Raw genomic sequence first — 16,791 nt, 5'->3', positions numbered from 1 at the left:
CCCTTACGATAGACGTGGCACCTTGCCATGATAATCAGACAAGGTGCCATAAGACCGTTTTCTAACAGTCGTTATTCCTCAGAAGACGGGGCTGCCGCTTCCTGAGTTTGCGCTGTTGCTTCTTTGATGCTTAAGCGCACGCGGCCCTGACGATCAACTTCCAGAACCTTGACCGGCACTTCCTGACCCATTTGCAGGTAGTCAGTCACTTTCTCTACGCGCTTGTCGGCGATCTGAGAAATATGCACCAGGCCTTCTTTGCCGCCACCAATAGCGACGAAAGCACCAAAGTCAACGATGCGGGTAACTTTACCCTGATACACGCGGCCAACTTCGATTTCGGCAGTTATCTCTTCAATACGACGAATCGCATGTTTCGCTTTTTCGCCGTCGGTTGAAGCGATCTTCACAGTACCATCGTCTTCGATTTCAATCGTGGTGCCGGTTTCTTCCGTCAGCGCACGAATCACAGAGCCACCTTTACCGATAACATCTTTGATCTTATCGGTGCTGATCTTGATGGTGTGAATACGTGGTGCAAATTCAGAGATATCGCCACGCGGCGTGCGGATTGCCTGTTCCATCACGCCCAGAATATGCAAACGTGCACCTTTGGCCTGATTCAAAGCAACCTGCATGATCTCACGGGTAATCCCTTCGATCTTGATATCCATCTGCAGCGCGGTGATACCTTCACGGCTACCGGCAACTTTGAAGTCCATATCGCCCAGGTGGTCTTCGTCACCCAGAATGTCGGACAGAACAACAAAGTTGTCGCCTTCTTTCACCAGACCCATCGCGATACCCGCAACGGCTGATTTGATCGGCACACCCGCATCCATCAGTGCCAGAGAGGCACCACAGACAGACGCCATGGAGGAAGAACCGTTGGATTCCGTGATTTCAGACACCACACGTACGGTGTACGGGAACTCGCTCGCCTTCGGCATAACGGCCAATACGCCGCGCTTAGCCAGACGACCGTGACCGATTTCACGACGCTTAGGCGAACCCACCATACCGGTTTCACCAACAGAGTACGGAGGGAAGTTATAGTGCAGCAGGAAGCGATCGGTACGTTCACCCGTCAGTTCGTCGATGGTCTGCGCGTCACGCTCGGTACCCAGCGTAGCGGTTACCAACGCCTGCGTTTCACCACGGGTGAACAGCGCAGAGCCGTGGGTACGCGGCAGTACGCCAGTGCGCACATCCAGACCACGAATCATGTCTTTTTCACGGCCATCGATACGCGGTTCGCCAGCCAGTACGCGGCTACGCACCACGTTTTTCTCGACGTTGCCCAGGATTTCCTGGATTTCACCCGCGTTCAGCGTGTCATCTTCTGCCAGCAGAGCGGCTTCAACGTCAGCTTTGATGACGTCAACTTGCGCATAACGCTCTTGTTTTTCAGTGATGCGGTAAGCGTCACCCAAACGTGCTTCAGACAGAGCCTGTACGCGCTGCTCTAAAGAAACATTCACTTCTGGCGCATGCCATTCCCACTTCGGTTTGCCCGCTTCGGCAACCAGCGCGTTGATGTTTTCAATCACAACTTGTTGTTGATCGTGACCAAATACCACTGCGCCCAGCATCTGATCTTCACTCAGCAGATCGGCTTCGGATTCCACCATCAGAACCGCGCCTTCTGTACCTGCAACCACCAGATCCAGACGGCTCTCTTTCAGCTCGTCCGTCGTTGGGTTCAGGACATACTGATCGTTCAGGTAACCAACGCGGGCCGCACCGATAGGGCCGCTGAACGGGATACCGGACAGGCTCAGCGCCGCAGAAGCACCAATCATGGCAACGATGTCAGGGTTAACCTGTGGGTTAACAGAAACCACGGTCGCAATCACCTGAACTTCATTCAGGAAACCTTCCGGGAACAGAGGGCGGATTGGACGGTCGATCAGGCGAGAAATCAGCGTTTCGCCTTCGCTTGGACGGCCTTCACGGCGGAAAAAACCACCAGGGAAACGTCCAGCAGCGTAGGTACGCTCCTGATAGTTAACCGTTAATGGGAAGAAACTTTGGCCGGGTTTGGCATTTTTAGCGCCGACAACGGTAACGAAGACCGCGGTGTCATCCATGCTTACCATCACAGCGGCGGTAGCCTGGCGTGCCATCATACCGGTCTCTAACGTAACGGTATGCTGACCATATTGAAACTTACGAACGATCGGATTCAGCAAAATAATATCCTTAGCTGGGGCGCGCTACACGTATTCAAGATAAACGCGCCAGTGAACTCCCGACCTTTACACTACATCCTCACGACTAATGACAACCCTTATCTTGCTCATGCAGATAAAGCCTCTCATTAGCCGCGCGAACCTCTGTAATGAAAGATCATATTAACAACAATACACTACTCTGTTTTGCTAACGCTTCCTAGAAGAAAGGGGCCAAAAGAGGCCCCTTCCTACTGAAACTCAGAAGACTTAGCGACGCAGACCCAGACGTTCGATCAGGCTGGTGTAACGTGCTACATCTTTACGCTTCAGGTAGTCCAGCAGCTTACGACGCTGAGAAACCATACGCAGCAGACCACGACGGCTGTGGTGATCTTTTTTGTGCTCAGAAAAGTGGCCTTGCAGATGGTTGATCTGCGCAGTCAGCAAAGCAACCTGAACTTCAGTAGAACCACTATCGTTAGTGCCACGACCGAAGTCTGCTACGATTTTAGCTTTAGCTTCAACACTTAGAGACATTGTAATACTCCAAACATTATAGATAAAAAAACAGGCGCCGATCTCTAATTCAGCCACCCAATAGTCAAGCCGCGCTATTCTACCCTCAGCGTTCTGCGATAGCAAGGCAGCAACAGGCGGGTTTACACCGGAAACTCAACAACCAGACGCCGTGGCGCAACGCGGCCATCACCGTCAATTTCACCCATACCGATAAACTTGTGCGCGTCACCTTCGGTGATTCTCACCATGCCGTTCAGCGGCGCATTCGCGGCCTGAACAGGCTGTCCCAGCTTCAAATAACCCGCGACAACGGGTGTCAAATTCACTTCAGGAAAATCCATGACCGGGCTTTCCATCGGCATAAGCAGAGGATCGAGACTCAGTGAAGGCGAGAGTTCTTGCGCCTGAGCCTGCTCGACCAATGCGGCTAACTGCTCCAGCGTCACCATTCTTTCGATAGGATAGGTGGCAACCTGCAAGCGTCGCAGGTAAATCACATGTGCGCCACAGCCCAGCTTTTCGCCCAAATCGTCAATAATGGTGCGGATGTACGTCCCTTTCGAACAGTGGATCTCCAGTTCCAGTTCATCGCCTTCCCAGCGAATGAACTGCAGTTCGTACACGGTGATGTCACGCGCTTCGCGCGGAACCGTCAGCCCCTGGCGAGCATACTCATACAGCTTACGCCCCTGATACTTCAGCGCAGAGTACATGGATGGCACTTGCTGCGTGTTACCGCGAAAGCCTTCCAGCGCCTGCTCCAGTTCCGTTGCAGAAAAACCAATCGCACGTTCTTCAATCACGTTACCGTCGGCATCGGAGGTGTCGGTTCGTTGCCCAAAGCGAGCAATAACGCGGTAGCGCTTATCTGAATCCAGCAGGTATTGGGAAAATTTCGTCGCTTCCCCAAGGCAAATCGGCAACATACCGGTGGCTAATGGATCCAGCGCCCCCGTATGACCCGCTCTGTTGGCGTTAAAAATCCGTTTTACCTTCTGTAAAACATCATTAGACGACACGCCTTGCGGCTTATCTACGAGCAATACGCCGTGTATATCACGGCCGCGACGACGAGGACGACTCATTAATCCTCCTGATCTTCGCCCGTCACAGAACGACGTTCCGTATCGTTTCTGACCACATTGGTCACCAGATTGGACATCCTCATCCCTTCAACCAACGAATTGTCGTAGGAGAAGGTCAGGGCCGGAACAACACGCAGACGCATTGCCTTGCCAACCAGGGTACGAATAAAGCCAGACGCATCCTGAAGTGCTTTTATTGCCGTTTTAACTTGTTCTGGCTCGTTATCATTCAGGAAGGTCACAAAAACTTTGGCATACGCCAGATCGCGAGAAACTTCCACACCGGATACGGTCGCCATGCCGATACGCGGATCTTTCACTTCACGCTGAATGATAATGGCGATTTCTTTTTGCATTTCCTGCGCAACGCGCTGGGTGCGGCTGAATTCTTTTGCCATGATAAATTCTCCAGTAAAAATCGGGGGGCACTAGGCCCCCCTTACGAATCACTTACGTCGTCGCTGCAAAAGGATTACGCGATCGTACGTTTGATCTCAATCGTTTCAAAGACTTCGATCATGTCGCCAGGGCGAACGTCGTTGTAGTTCTTCACGCCGATACCACATTCCATGCCGTTACGAACTTCGTTAACGTCATCTTTGAAGCGGCGCAGAGATTCCAGTTCACCTTCGTAGATCACCACGTTGTCACGCAGTACGCGGATCTTGTTGTGACGCTTCACGATACCTTCCGTCACCATACAACCAGCGATAGCGCCAAATTTCGGTGATTTAAAGACATCACGGACTTCGGCCAGACCGATAATCTCTTGCTTGTATTCCGGCGCCAACATACCGCTCATCGCCTGTTTTACTTCGTCCAGCAAATCATAAATGACGGAGTAATAACGCAGATCCAGGCTTTCTGATTCAACAATGCGGCGTGCTGATGCATCTGCACGAACGTTAAAGCCAAGGATAATCGCATTCGAAGCGGCTGCCAGCGTGGCGTCCGTTTCTGTGATACCGCCCACACCGGAACCCACGATCTTCACTTTCACTTCATCAGTAGACAGTTTCTGCAGTGAATCGGAAATCGCTTCACAAGAACCCTGAACGTCAGATTTCAATACGATATTCAGTTCAGAAACTTCACCTTCTGTCATGTTGGCAAACATGTTTTCTAGTTTAGATTTCTGCTGACGAGCCAGTTTGACTTCACGGAATTTACCCTGACGATACAAGGCCACTTCACGCGCTTTCTTCTCGTCACGAACAACCGTCGCTTCATCACCTGCGGCAGGCACACCGGACATACCGAGAATTTCGACAGGAATAGAAGGACCCGCTGACGTAATTTCACGCCCTAATTCATCACGCATCGCACGGACACGGCCATATTCAAAGCCGCACAGAACGATGTCGCCTTTATTCAGCGTACCTTCGCGAACCAGTACGGTTGCAACCGGGCCACGACCTTTATCCAGGAAGGATTCGATCACTACACCGTTTGCCATGCCGCTACGGACGGCTTTCAGTTCCAGAACCTCGGCCTGCAACAGAATCGCATCCAGCAGTTCGTCGATGCCCGTACCGGCTTTAGCAGATACGTGGACAAACTGAGATTCGCCGCCCCACTCTTCCGGCATGACGCCGTACTGAGACAGTTCGGTTTTCACACGATCAGGATCGGCTTCAGGCTTATCGATTTTGTTGACTGCAACAACAACCGGAACCTGAGCGGCTTTCGCGTGCTGGATAGCTTCGATGGTCTGAGGCATCACACCATCATCCGCCGCCACAACCAGTACCACGATATCCGTTGCCTGAGCACCACGAGCACGCATTGCGGTAAACGCGGCGTGTCCCGGTGTATCCAGGAACGTAATCATACCGTTGTCGGTTTCAACGTGGTAAGCACCGATGTGCTGGGTAATACCACCCGCTTCACCCGCCGCAACCTTGGTTGAACGAATATAGTCAAGCAGAGAGGTTTTACCGTGGTCAACGTGACCCATGATAGTCACGACCGGTGCGCGCGCTTCCGCTGCAACCCCCGTATCACGGTCACTCATTACCGCTTCTTCCAGCTCGTTCTCACGACGCAGGATGACTTTATGACCCATCTCTTCCGCAACAAGTTGCGCGGTTTCCTGGTCGATAACCTGGTTGATCGTTGCCATCGCACCCAGTTTCATCATCACTTTGATGACCTGAGAACCTTTAACGGCCATTTTGTTAGCCAGTTCAGCAACGGTAACCGTTTCACCGATCACAACATCACGGTTAACTGCCTGAACAGGCTTATTGAAGCTTTGTTGCAGTGAGCTTGGCTTACGCTTGCCTTTACCGCCACGGGTAACGGCACGCGCTTCTTCGCGGTCAGCTTTGGACTCAGACTGGCGATTGCCTTTCTTCTGTTTGGTCACTTTGCCAGCGCGGCTGCGGCTGCGGCGTTCGCCCTCAACCTGACGGTCATTCTCATCTTCCGCTTCACGGGCATGATGAGACGTCGTCACATGATAATCGGCAGACTCTTCAGGTTTAGCGCTTTCCGCTTCCCAACGCCCGGCATTCTCTTCGGCCATACGACGGGCTTCTTCAGCAATGCGACGGGCTTCTTCTTCAACTTTCAGACGTGCCGCTTCTTCCGCTTTACGCTTAAGTTCGGCAGCTTCCGCTTCGCGCTTCGCTTTCTCGGCCTGAGCCGGCTTGGTCATATTTTCGTTTTGTTGGTTCGTCACTTTTTCTTTTTCCGCTACATCACGCTTAGCTTTTTCAGCGGCTTCACGTTTGGCTTGCTCGTCGGCAGCACGTTTCGCTTTCTCAGCAGCTTCACGCAGTTCGGCCTCGCGTTTAGCTTGCTCTTCAGCGGCACGTTGTGCCTGTTCTTCCGCTTCACGCCGTGCCTGCTCTTCCTCTTCCGCCTGTTGGGCATCAATCGGATCGCGTTTTACATAAGTGCGTGTCTTGCGGACTTCGATCTGCACCGACTTACTTTTACCGCCAGTGCTAGGGACATTTAACGTGCTGCGTGTTTTACGTTGCAGCGTCAGTTTACCCTGCGCATTACCGCGATCGCGGTTCAAATGCGCCAATAATGTTTCTTTTTCATGCTGGGTCACAGAGTCCGATGCAGACTTGGTCATTCCCGCGTCAGCAAACTGCTGTATCAGGCGGTCAACCGGAGTTTGAATCTCTGCGGCCAGCGATTTTACGGTTACATCTGTCATGCTGTTCCTTTCCTGCTACAGTTCGTTATTCGTTGTCGTCGCCAAACCAACAGATATTACGCGCGGCCATAATCAATTCGCCCGCTTGCTCATCATTGAGCCCTTCAATATCTGTCAGGTCGTCAACACCCTGTTCAGCAAGATCTTCCAGCGTACAAACACCGATCGCAGCAAGTTTGAACGCCAACTCACGCGACAGCCCAGGCAAGCTAAGCAAGTCTTCAGCAGGTTGACCGTCACCCAGGCTTTCTTCATGCGCCAGTGCCAGCGTGGTTAATGCGGCTTTCGCACGCTCACGCAATGCTTCAACGGTTTCTTCATCAAGGCCTTCGATAGCCAGCAGTTCCTTGATTGGCACGTAGGCCAGTTCTTCAAGTGAGGAGAAACCTTCTTCAACCAGCACAGTGGCAAATTCGTCATCAATATCAAGGTGCCTGGTAAAGACATCGATTGCAGCATGTGCTTCAGCCTGATGCTTGGCTTGAAGATCTTCCACTGTCATCACGTTCAGTTCCCAACGATCGTCTGAACGGTGCTGTTTCAATAGCTGGGAAGCCAAACGTACGTTTTGCCCGTTTCGACCAATCGCCTGAGCCAGATTGCTCGATTCAACGGCGATATCCATCGTGCAGGTATCTTCATCAACCACAATCGATACCACATCGGCAGGCGCCATTGCATTGATCACAAACTGAGCAGGATTATCATCCCACAGAATGATATCAATACGCTCGCCGCCCAGCTCACTGGAAACCGCCTGCACACGTGCGCCACGCATACCCACACACGCACCGACAGGATCGATACGCTTGTCGTTCGTCTTCACTGCAATTTTCGCACGTGAACCCGGATCGCGGGCTGCGGCCTTAATCTCGATGACTTCTTCACCGATTTCTGGCACTTCAATGCGGAAGAGTTCAACCAGCATTTCCGGACGGGAACGGCTGACAAACAGTTGAGCACCGCGAGCTTCAGGACGAACAGAATACAGTACGCCACGAATACGGTCGCCAGGGCGGAAATTCTCACGGGGCAGCATATCTTCACGGCCGATTACCGCTTCTGCGCTGGTGTTAGAGCCATCGATTGGTCTGACTTCAAGCGAAATATTATCACGGTTCACCTTCTTCACGACACCGGTGATAATCTCGCCTTCCTGCTCACGGAACTGATCAACAACCATCGCACGTTCGGCTTCACGAACTTTCTGTACGATAACCTGTTTTGCCGTTTGCGTTGTAATACGGTCAAAGGTTACAGATTCGATCTGGTCTTCAACGTAACCGCCAACATCAAGGGCAGGATCTTCGAACTGCGCGGCTTCAAGCGTGATTTCGCGCGTTGGCTGAGTGACTTCATTCACCACTAACCAACGACGGAAGGTATCAAAATCGCCCGTTTTGCGATCGATACTGACGCGAACATCAATTTCCTGCTCGTATTTTTTCTTGGTCGCTGTCGCCAGTGCGGTTTCCAACGCTTCAAAAATCTTCTCGCGTGGGACGGCTTTCTCATTGGAAACTGCTTCAACAACAGCCAGAATCTCTTTGTTCATCCTAGTTGCCTCATCCAAACTTTAAAAGTGGGGTACAAGATTCGCTTTCTGGATGTTGCTCAGCGCGAATACTTCATCTTTGCCTTCCACTGTTATGGTGATCATTTCGCCGTCAACAGCGTTGATTACACCCAACCATTTACGGCGATTCTGGACTGCCATACGCAGCACCACTGTCACCTCTTCACCGATGAAACGCAGATAGTGTTCTGCCGTGAATAAGGGACGCTCAAGCCCTGGAGACGACACTTCCAGGTTATAGGCGACAGTGATTGGATCTTCGACGTCCAATACCGCACTGACCTGGTGGCTGACATCAGCACAATCATCAACAGTGATGCCATCTTCACTATCAATATAGATACGCAGTGTCGATTGGCGACTGCGGATGAACTCAATCCCAACTAATTCGTAGCCTAATGCGGCAACGGGTGCTGAAATCATCTCTGTTAATTTTTGCTCTAATGTGGACAAGCCCACCCCCAAGACATAAAAAAAGGGCCTAATAGCCCAGTTGTTTGTTGCCAAATAACAAAAAACCCCGAAAAATCGGGGTTTTATGCAACTGGACCCTAATACCGCAAACCAGCGCAGCAACTTCCGGTAAAAAATTTTTTCAAAAATCACTGCAAAAAGAGATAAAAATTGAGTGAAAAACCTATTTGAAAAAATACTTTACTAGAAGTTAAGTGGTTGCGGGGGCCGGATTTGAACCGACGACCTTCGGGTTATGAGCCCGACGAGCTACCAAGCTGCTCCACCCCGCGTCCGAAAACGTGGCAAATACTACGCTGACAACTGCATAAATGCAAGTTATCCATAAAATTGGTTCGAAGGTGGTTTTTATACGCGCGGGGCCCCTTTTTGTCAAGTATCATCGGCCGTTGGGTGTAGAGGAATGCCCACAAAATCACCGCTAATACACCGGCCCCCGCTTCGGTAGGCGCTGGCCTGCGGGACTAAAACCCTCTCTAGCTTTATCAGACTAACTATTTACGGTGAATGTCGTAACACATTGTCCGCCAATGTCAAAAACGACATCGCCTGTGAATTTTAATGCTGCCTGCCTGATAGTGAAGCTGAAGCTATATTATTATCAAAATGATAGCCAAAAAACCAGATCGCCATGGACGCCAGTGTTGTCAGCAGGTTTAGCCCCAACGTCGCTCCTCGTTCTTGCTCCCACTGGCTCGTAGTCCAAAACCGAATCGCTCATTTTTTCATCACGAAAGTTTTGTTCAGTCTGCATTCGCTTACTGTATAGCTTCATGATTAAATTCATCTGTGCTGGTAAAATCAGCCACAGCTATCTAGCTGATGTCCATTGATCTTTTTCTACGGAGGGATAACCCAACTCCTCCTGTGAATCGTTTACTTTTTTCGGCGTTTTTTGTGAAGGTATAATGAAAGAAATATAAGATAAGTCACTGATTAGATGCCCTGTTTGACAGGCACAGAGCAGGCCACTGGAACCACCGTTTGCAGGTTTAAGAGCGATTGTTTTGGAAAAGCGCTAAAACCGTGGCCAGTTTTTGTCGACCACTTCACTGGGGGATGGCTCAGCAACTCTGTCAGACGTTACCAACGTTTCGTGATGAAATCAGCCACTGTTTCAGCATATTACGAGAACAATGTGGCCTTGACCTACACTCTCTGATGGCGCAAAGCACACCAGATGATGTGCAACTGGCATGGTTAAACAGCACGGCGGTGACGCAACCTGCGCTGTTCTGTATTGAGTATGCGATGGCGCTCAGCATACAGGCGCAAGGGGTGAAGGTCAGCCATATGCTGGGACACAGTGTAGGCGAGCTGGTGGCAGCGACGCTATGTGGTGTGTTCACCCTTGATGCGGCTCTGACTCTGGTGGCAACACGTGGTCAATTAATGCAACAGGCAGAGCCGGGGAGAATGTTATCCATATCGCTGGCGGAAGCGCCGCTTACTGCTTTGCTGCGCGACTGGCCAGTACTTTCACTGGCGGCGGTTAATGGACCTGAGTTGTCGGTAGTCGCGGGCCCTGAAGAGGAGATTAGCTGAAGTTGTTGAGGCGTTACGGCAGCACATTCCGCTTGATAAACCGTGGTTATTGTTCGGTCACAGCCTGGGATGCCGTTTGGGTATGTCATTAATGCAGGCATTACAGGAACACGGGCAGCGTTTGCCTCTCCATTTTATTGCTTCAGGCTGTCGACCACTGCATCTGATTCGTGACATATCGCCGATGTCATCGCTTTCAGACGCTGCATTTATCCAGCATCTGCAAGGGTATGGGGGGACGCCGCCGGAATTGCTGGCTCATCAAGAACTGATGGCGTTGGTTTTGCCTATGCTACGTGCTGATTTCCGCTTGGTAGAGGATTACCACTTATCCTCTGTCACACCATTACCACTACCCGTTACGATAATGGGGGGACGCCAGGATCAGAATGTTCCCGTGATGGAGCTGCCACAGTGGCAGAGGTTGTTTACCGATCCTGCGACGGTACTGTTATTTGACGGTGGGCACTTTTTTATTCAGCAGCAGAGGCAAGCGGTGCTCGAGGCGCTTATGCAAATTTTGCAGCGCTATCATGTTGACGAGATAATTGAAGATACTTCCTGTATACGAGGATCACCCCGTTCGTCGAACTGAATGATCCACAAATTCCCCGATACAAAGGGATAAATCACAACGCATCGGAAAAAATTTTGTTCAATTAATCCCTTCAGGATGCGTTCACTGTGCAGTTCCGACCATTTCTTGTTATCCGCGTGCCAGGCTCTGGCTATCGCTTCAAACGTTCTGGATCCATCCTGCTACTCAGCCTGCACTGTTTTCTTGTGTTCACTAGGATCGATATCCGCAGCCACTAATTTTCTGGCCTCATCACGCTTCTGGTGAGCATCTGATAAAGAAACATCAGGATAGACACCAAGAGCTAGCATCTTTTCTTTACCACCAAAGCGATAGCGAAAACGCCAGTATTTGAAGCCATTGGGATGAACCAGAAGAAACATGCCACTGCCATCTGTCAGCTTATACACCTTCTCTTCAGGTTTCGCTGAACGTACTTTTTATCCGTCAATGCCATCGTGCTTTCCTTTAAAAAGCGTCATTGCGGGTACAAGATTTTTGCCTGCGGGAATATACCCGCAAGTGTCCCCACATAAACAAGTTGAGTTGAGTTGAGTTGAGTTGAGTTGAGTTGAGTTGAGTTGAGTTGAGTTGAGTTGAGTTGAGTTGAGTTGAGTTGAGTTGAGTTGAGTTGAGTCTACATCGGGAGAGTAAGAACAGAAGGGAAAAGCTGTAAATTCGAGGGATTCAGATAAAAAAAATAGACGCTCATTGACGTCTACTTTTTATGTTGGTACCGAGGACGGGACTTGAACCCGTAAGCCCAATCGGGCACTACCACCTCAAGGTAGCGTGTCTACCAATTCCACCACCACGGCATCACCATTACTACTTTAAAACGCTTACTTAGGAATGTCACTCACCGGCGTTGAAGGCGCAGCAGGCGTTGTTGTCTGTTCGGCTTTTTCAGGCTGGCTTAGGTTGTCCCAAGCGCCGCCTTTTTTCTGCAGCGAACTCAGGTTGCCCAAAATGAGACTGATAATGAAGAACAGGGTCGCCAGTATCGCCGTCATGCGGGTCATGAAATTACCAGAGCCGCTCGAACCGAACAAAGTGGCAGAAGCACCTGCTCCGAACGACGCTCCCATATCAGCACCTTTACCCTGTTGAAGCATGATCAAGGCAACCAGCCCGATCGATACTAACAGGAAAATCACTAATAGAGCTTCGTACATAGTCGTACCTGTTAACCGTTTCCCCATATTTTATGGAGAATGCTATATTTTGGCGGTAAACCGCGTGTTATTCCGCAAGTCAGATGTCTCGAACATCCCCTATCAAGCGGGTCTGAATACTAACCAAAGGAGGTAACGTACGCAAGGGTAATTTGATCACCGCGGGTTGATTGCAGAAAAAAACAGCGGCTTTCGACACAAGATGCCTATCGAAAGCCTTATCTACCTGATTGGTGAATCAAAAAAGCCCTCAACTAACAGCTTTCACCGCATCGGCAATACGGTTTGCCAGCGCGATTACGGTCTCTTCGTGTTCACCCTCAACCATGACGCGGATAAGCGGCTCAGTACCGGATTTACGCAGCAGCACACGCCCGCGTCCGGCCAATTCTTTTTCCACATCCTGCGTAATCTGCTGCACATTTTTGTCTTCCAGCGGATCGTTTTCACCTGTAAACCGTACGTTGACCAGTATCTGTGGAAACAGCTTCATACCGCTGCATAAATCATGCAGGCTCATATGGTTTCTCACTATCGCGGTAAGTACTTGCAAACCAGCAATCACACCGTCGCCCGTCGTCGTTTTGTCGAGCAGGATCACATGGCCGGAGTTTTCTGCACCAATGCGCCACCCTTTTGCCTGCATCATTTCTAATACATAGCGATCGCCCACCTTGGCGCGAGCAAACGGGATGCCCAGTTGCTTTAACGCCACCTCAAGCCCCATGTTACTCATCAGCGTGCCTACCGCACCACCGCGCAGTTGCCCTTGACGTAAGCCTTCACGGGCGATGATATACAGAATCTGGTCGCCATCGACTTTGTTGCCCAAATGGTCGACCATGATGAGCCGATCGCCATCGCCGTCAAAGGCCAGCCCGACATCCGCTTTTTCAGCCAGCACGCGTGCCTGTAGCAGCCTGACGTCGGTCGCTCCGCACTCTTCATTGATATTCATACCATCCGGTTCACAACCAATCGCGATGACTTTAGCACCAAGCTCACGCAATACGCTGGGGGCGATATGATAGGTAGCGCCATTAGCACAATCGACGACAATCTTTAAACCATTGAGGCTCAGTTCGCTCGGGAACGTCCCCTTACAAAACTCGATGTAGCGACCCGCGGCGTCAACAATACGGCTGGCTTTGCCTAATTCAGCAGACTCAACACACGTCAGCGGTTTTTCCAGTTCAGCTTCTATTGCTTCTTCTACGTCATCCGGCAACTTGGTGCCGTCAATTGAGAAGAATTTAATACCATTGTCGTAATACGGGTTATGAGACGCAGAAATAACGATACCCGCTTCTGCACGGAACGTGCGGGTGAGATAAGCAACCGCCGGCGTCGGCATCGGGCCAGTAAAAGAAGCCGACAAACCCGCAGCTGCCAGCCCAGCTTCCAGCGCAGACTCCAGCATGTAGCCTGAAATGCGGGTATCTTTGCCGATAATAATCTTACGAGAACCATGTCGTGCGAGCACTTTCCCCGCGGCCCAACCCAGTTTAAGCACAAAATCAGGGGTAATCGGCGTATCGCCAACCTTGCCACGTACGCCATCGGTACCAAAATATTTGCGGTTACTCATCTCGTTTTTATTCCTTCGCAGAAAGGGTGGCCTCAACAATGCGCATGGCATCAGCCGTTTCTTTAACATCGTGCACGCGAATAATCTGTGCTCCCTGCATCGCCGCGATCACTGCGCAGGCGACACTGCCATGAACACGCTGCGCAGGCGGCACATTGAGGAGTTGTCCAATCATGGATTTCCTCGACATCCCCACCAGAAGAGGTAGTTCAAAACGATGTAACTCGCTCAGGCGGGCCAGAAGCGCATAATTATGGGCAAGATTCTTACCGAATCCGAACCCAGGATCCAGCAATAGCTTACTTTTCGGAATATTGGCGTTCACGCAGCGATCTATTTGCTGTTGCAAGAAATTCCCGATGTCCTGCATCAGGTCATCATAATGCGGTTTGTGCTGCATCGTTCGCGGCATACCCTGCATGTGCATCAGGCACACGGGCAACCCTGTTGCCGCAGCAGCTTCCAGAGCGCCAGGTTCTTGCAAAGCGCGAATATCATTAATCAGATGTGCGCCTGCCAGCGCTGATGCCGTCATGACTTCCGGTTTTGAGGTATCAACAGAGATCCAGACGTCAAAACGCTGAGCAATGGCTTCAACAACGGGCACCACACGCTCCAGTTCTTCTTCCGTACTCACCTCATCCGCCCCAGGACGCGTTGATTCACCACCAATATCGATCAGGGTCGCGCCAGCGGTAACCATCTCCTGAACGTGCAACAGGGCAGCATCGAGCTTGTTGTGTTTGCCACCATCGGAAAAAGAGTCCGGCGTGACGTTAAGAATCCCCATGACGTGTGGGCAGGAAAGATCCAGCGTTGAGTTTCTGGCAACCAGTTGCATGATTTACCTCCGCATTCTGGTGTGGTTAGCATGAAATGTGATTCAAAGAATATTCCCAGTAAAAAACCCCAGCCTGAGCTGGGGTTTCATAAGTTACCGATATCAATCGCAGGCGAATTATTTGTCGTCCGCTTGCTCTGACATGGTGTTACCGGGATTCGGCGTCTGCGGCTCATCCACTGGCGTAGGGGCTTTAGGTGTCCCACCGCCGTTGCCGGAATCGTTGTCAGAACGAGACTCTTCCCAACCCGCAGGCGGGCGAACCTCTTTCTTACGCCCCATCAGGTCATCAATCTGCGGCGCATCGATGGTCTCATACTTCATCAAGGCATCTTTCATCGAGTGAAGGATATCCATATTGGCCATCAACAGCTCACGAGCACGCACGTAGTTGCGTTCAATCAGTGATTTCACTTCCTGATCGATGATACGCGCCGTTTCATCTGACATGTGCTTGGCTTTTGCTACAGAACGGCCGAGGAATACTTCACCCTCTTCTTCCGCATAGAGCAATGGACCCAGTTTTTCAGAGAAGCCCCACTGCGTGACCATGTTACGAGCAATCGACGTTGCGACTTTGATGTCATTGGACGCACCGGTAGAAACATGCTCCACGCCGTAAATGATTTCTTCGGCCAGTCGACCGCCGTACAGCGTAGAGATCTGGCTTTCCAGTTTCTGACGGCTGGCGCTGATCGCATCACCTTCAGGCAGGAAGAACGTCACGCCCAGCGCACGACCACGTGGAATGATCGTCACTTTATGGACCGGATCGTGCTCTGGCACCAGACGCCCGATGATAGCGTGCCCCGCTTCATGATATGCCGTCGATTCTTTCTGCTTTTCAGTCATAACCATGGAACGGCGCTCGGCACCCATCATGATTTTGTCTTTCGCTTTCTCAAACTCAACCATCGAAACAACGCGTTTGTTGCCACGAGCAGAGAACAATGCGGCTTCGTTAACCAAGTTAGCCAAGTCCGCACCAGAGAAACCGGGTGTACCACGCGCGATAACTGACGCATCGATATCGGGAGATAGCGGTACGCGACGCATATGCACTTTCAGAATCTGTTCACGACCGCGAACATCCGGCAGACCAACCACAACCTGGCGGTCAAAACGACCGGGACGCAGCAAAGCAGGGTCAAGGACATCGGGACGGTTCGTCGCCGCGATAACGATAATGCCTTCATTACCCTCAAAGCCGTCCATCTCAACCAGCATTTGGTTCAGCGTTTGTTCACGTTCATCGTGACCACCGCCCAAACCTGCACCACGCTGACGGCCAACGGCGTCGATTTCATCGATAAAGATGATACAAGGTGCCGCTTTCTTCGCCTGTTCGAACATGTCACGGACGCGAGAAGCACCGACACCCACAAACATTTCAACGAAGTCAGAACCGGAAATCGTAAAGAAAGGCACTTTCGCTTCACCGGCAATCGCTTTCGCCAGCAGCGTTTTACCTGTCCCCGGCGGGCCGACCATCAGAATGCCTTTCGGAATCTTACCGCCCAGTTTCTGGAAACGGCTAGGTTCACGTAGGTACTCGACCAGTTCGCTAACCTCTTCCTTCGCTTCGTCACAACCAGCTACATCCGCAAACGTCGTCTTGATCTGATCTTCAGTCAACATACGCGCTTTGCTCTTGCCGAAGGACATGGCACCTTTACCGCCGCCGCCTTGCATTTGGCGCATGAAGAAGATCCAGACACCAATCAGTAACAGCATCGGGAACCAGGAAATAAAGATAGAAGCCAACAGGCTTGGCTCTTCCGGTGGCTCACCAACGACTTTCACATTCTTCGTTAGCAGGTTATCCAGTAGCTTGGGGTCATTGACAGGAATGTAAGTCGTGTATCTGTTGCTGTCTTTTTTGATAACACTGATCTCACGCCCGTTAATACGTGCTTCACGGACTTGATCCTGATTCACTTCAGTCAAGAAGGTTGAATAATCCACCCTACGGCCATTCGACTCGCTGGGCCCAAAGCTCTGGAAAACAGACATCAGCACCACTGCGATGACTAACCAGAGAATTAGGTTTTTCGCCATGTCACTC

The 16,791-nt window shown here is 51.1% G+C and carries 13 protein-coding genes, 2 tRNA genes and 1 pseudogene; 2 read left to right on the top strand and 14 right to left on the bottom strand.

Features of this window, described 5'->3' with window-relative positions:
* Positions 1-71: 71 nt before the first annotated feature.
* The 8 genes from pnp to O1Q74_RS02855 all read right to left on the bottom strand — a co-directional run bounded on the left by pnp (position 72) and on the right by O1Q74_RS02855 (position 9,272).
* On the bottom strand, positions 72-2,192 hold the full coding sequence (gene pnp, locus O1Q74_RS02890; protein ID WP_271875999.1) for a polyribonucleotide nucleotidyltransferase: 2,121 nt from the start codon (positions 2,190-2,192) through the stop codon (positions 72-74).
* Positions 2,193-2,441: 249 nt separating this feature from the next.
* The gene (gene rpsO / locus O1Q74_RS02885; RefSeq protein ID WP_010279698.1) at positions 2,442-2,711 is read right to left on the bottom strand and encodes a 30S ribosomal protein S15; all 270 of its coding nucleotides are present in this window, start codon (positions 2,709-2,711) and stop codon (positions 2,442-2,444) included.
* 122 nt (positions 2,712-2,833) lie between these two features.
* A complete protein-coding gene (gene truB / locus O1Q74_RS02880) occupies positions 2,834-3,778 on the bottom strand; it encodes a tRNA pseudouridine(55) synthase TruB (protein WP_271875998.1) in 945 nt (314 codons plus the stop codon).
* A complete protein-coding gene (gene rbfA / locus O1Q74_RS02875) occupies positions 3,778-4,176 on the bottom strand; it encodes a 30S ribosome-binding factor RbfA (protein ID WP_180742916.1) in 399 nt (132 codons plus the stop codon). The genes truB and rbfA overlap by 1 nt, the downstream gene beginning before the upstream one ends.
* 74 nt (positions 4,177-4,250) lie before the next feature.
* Complete coding sequence (gene infB / locus O1Q74_RS02870) at positions 4,251-6,950, bottom strand: translation initiation factor IF-2 (protein ID WP_271875997.1); 2,700 nt, start codon at positions 6,948-6,950, stop codon at positions 4,251-4,253.
* 25 nt (positions 6,951-6,975) lie between these two features.
* Positions 6,976-8,505 (bottom strand): transcription termination factor NusA, encoded by a 1,530-nt coding sequence (gene nusA / locus O1Q74_RS02865; protein ID WP_271875996.1) that lies wholly within the window; start codon positions 8,503-8,505, stop codon positions 6,976-6,978.
* A 21-nt stretch (positions 8,506-8,526) separates the two neighbouring features.
* A complete protein-coding gene (gene rimP / locus O1Q74_RS02860) occupies positions 8,527-8,979 on the bottom strand; it encodes a ribosome maturation factor RimP (RefSeq protein ID WP_271875995.1) in 453 nt (150 codons plus the stop codon).
* Positions 8,980-9,195: 216 nt separating this feature from the next.
* Positions 9,196-9,272: transfer RNA gene (locus tag O1Q74_RS02855), tRNA-Met, on the bottom strand.
* Between the two features lie 787 nt (positions 9,273-10,059).
* On the opposite strand from O1Q74_RS02855, the gene O1Q74_RS02850 reads away from it, so the two are divergent.
* Both O1Q74_RS02850 and O1Q74_RS02845 read left to right on the top strand, forming a co-directional pair.
* Positions 10,060-10,545 carry an acyltransferase domain-containing protein gene (locus tag O1Q74_RS02850; RefSeq protein ID WP_271875994.1) on the top strand — a complete coding sequence of 162 codons (486 nt, stop codon included), beginning with the start codon at positions 10,060-10,062 and terminating at the stop codon, positions 10,543-10,545.
* A 49-nt stretch (positions 10,546-10,594) separates the two neighbouring features.
* The gene (locus O1Q74_RS02845) at positions 10,595-11,140 is read left to right on the top strand and encodes a thioesterase II family protein (protein WP_271875993.1); all 546 of its coding nucleotides are present in this window, start codon (positions 10,595-10,597) and stop codon (positions 11,138-11,140) included.
* Between the two features lie 38 nt (positions 11,141-11,178).
* Here O1Q74_RS02845 and O1Q74_RS02840 read toward each other — a convergent pair.
* The 6 genes and pseudogenes from O1Q74_RS02840 to ftsH form a co-directional block, all read right to left on the bottom strand.
* Positions 11,179-11,579, bottom strand: a pseudogene (locus O1Q74_RS02840) (Arm DNA-binding domain-containing protein); the annotation flags it as partial.
* Positions 11,580-11,853: 274 nt separating this feature from the next.
* Positions 11,854-11,940: transfer RNA gene (locus tag O1Q74_RS02835), tRNA-Leu, on the bottom strand.
* 24 nt (positions 11,941-11,964) lie between these two features.
* Complete coding sequence (gene secG, locus O1Q74_RS02830; protein ID WP_271875992.1) at positions 11,965-12,297, bottom strand: preprotein translocase subunit SecG; 333 nt, start codon at positions 12,295-12,297, stop codon at positions 11,965-11,967.
* A gap of 250 nt (positions 12,298-12,547) precedes the next feature.
* A complete protein-coding gene (gene glmM, locus O1Q74_RS02825; RefSeq protein WP_271875991.1) occupies positions 12,548-13,885 on the bottom strand; it encodes a phosphoglucosamine mutase in 1,338 nt (445 codons plus the stop codon).
* A 7-nt stretch (positions 13,886-13,892) separates the two neighbouring features.
* On the bottom strand, positions 13,893-14,726 hold the full coding sequence (gene folP, locus O1Q74_RS02820) for a dihydropteroate synthase (RefSeq protein ID WP_271875990.1): 834 nt from the start codon (positions 14,724-14,726) through the stop codon (positions 13,893-13,895).
* Positions 14,727-14,843: 117 nt separating this feature from the next.
* Positions 14,844-16,784 carry an ATP-dependent zinc metalloprotease FtsH gene (gene ftsH, locus O1Q74_RS02815; RefSeq protein ID WP_181829698.1) on the bottom strand — a complete coding sequence of 647 codons (1,941 nt, stop codon included), beginning with the start codon at positions 16,782-16,784 and terminating at the stop codon, positions 14,844-14,846.
* Positions 16,785-16,791 lie beyond the last annotated feature (7 nt).

Origin of the sequence: Pectobacterium sp. A5351, from assembly GCF_028335745.1 — a bacterium.
In the GTDB taxonomy this organism is placed as follows: Bacteria; Pseudomonadota; Gammaproteobacteria; order Enterobacterales; family Enterobacteriaceae; genus Pectobacterium.
This window is presented reverse-complemented; position numbering and strand designations above follow the sequence as displayed.